The organism is Actinomadura macra NBRC 14102 (genome assembly GCF_001552215.1).
In the GTDB taxonomy this organism is placed as follows: Bacteria; Actinomycetota; Actinomycetes; order Streptosporangiales; family Streptosporangiaceae; genus Spirillospora; species Spirillospora macra.
In genome coordinates this window covers 1-1,410 of the sequence record NZ_BCQT01000049.1, presented here as the reverse complement: position 1 = coordinate 1,410, position 1,410 = coordinate 1, and the positions used below count along the sequence as shown (strand labels likewise).

Sequence of the window (1,410 nt, the reverse complement as noted above, 5' to 3'; positions counted from 1 at the left end):
TTTGCGGACGGTGTTTCCGTCGGTGGAGGGTGAGCCTTACCAGCAGATCCTGGATCCGGGGGATGTGGACTGGGCTTTGCAGGTGTCCCAGGTGGAGGCCGGGGAACTCGCGGAGTTCGTGGGTCGGGCGTCGCGGTACGCCTTCGACCTGTCAAACGAAGTACCGATCCGGGCGTGGTTGTTCCAGGTCGGCTCGGATGAGCAGGTGTTGGTGGTCGTCGTCCACCACATCGCCAGCGATGGCTGGTCGATGGCGCCGCTAGGACGAGATCTCTCGACTGTCTATGCAGCGCGACTGCGTGGCGAGGCGCCGAGTTGGGAGCCGTTACCCGTCCAATATGCCGACTACGCGTTGTGGCAGCGTGAGTTGCTGGGGGAGGAGTTCGATCCCGGGAGTTTGTTGTCGGCGCAGGTGGAGTACTGGCGACAGACGCTCTCCGGTGTGCCGGAGGAACTGGCTCTGCCGGTGGATCGGGCTCGTCCGGCGGTGGCGGGTCATGTCGGTCATCGGGTGCCGTTGCAGGTGTCGCCCGAGGTCCATGAGCGCTTGATGGCTGTGGCCAGGGCTGAGGGCGCGACGGCGTTCATGGTGTTGCAGGCCGCGTTGGCGGTCACTTTGTCGAGACTCGGTGCCGGTACGGATATCCCGATTGGTGTGGCGGTGGCGGGTCGTACTGATGAGGCGCTGGATGAGCTGGTCGGTTTCTTCGTCAACACGTTGGTGATCCGGACGGATCTGTCGGGTGATCCGGAGTTCCGGCAGGTGCTGGCCCGGGTGCGTGAGGCCAGCCTGGGTGCGTTGGCGCATCAGGACGTGCCGTTCGAGCGGCTGGTGGAGGAACTGGCGCCGTCGCGGTCAATGGCTCGGCATCCGTTGTTCCAGGTGATGCTGACCGTGCAAAACACCGAACGCGCGATGCTGAACCTGCCCGATGTGAGTGTCGGGGCGGCGCGGCCTGATGGGCCGGAGTCGGTGGCGAAGTTTGATCTGGATGTGTCGTTGTCGGAGGAGTTCGACGACCAGGGCCGTCCGGTGGGTCTGCGTGGTGCGGTGGTCGCGGCCGCGGATCTGTTCGACCGTGCTACCGCCGAGAGGCTGGCCGAATGGTTCGTTCGGGTGTTGGAGATCGTCACCATCACCCCGGACGTCGTTCTGCACGCGGTCGATGTTCTGGACCCGGTTGAGCGTGATCTAGTGCTGAATCGGTGGAATCACACCGCGGTCGAGATTCCGGACGTCACGGTTGTGGAGTTGTTTGAGCGGTGGGTGGCGGCTGTTCCGGATGCGGTGGCGGTGGTGGCTGATGGTGTTGAAGTGACGTATGCCGAACTCGACATGCGAGCGAATCGGCTTGCGCATTTCCTGCGTGGTCGGGGTGTGGGTGTGGAGTCGGTGGTGGGGTTGTGTTT

Annotated in this window: 1 protein-coding gene; it reads left to right on the top strand. The window is 64.0% G+C overall.

Annotated features, from left to right (window positions below; all coding sequences use genetic code 11):
* Positions 1–1,410, top strand: a 1,410-nt coding sequence (locus AMA02S_RS39665) for a condensation domain-containing protein (RefSeq protein WP_157431172.1), incomplete at both ends; no start/stop codon positions are given.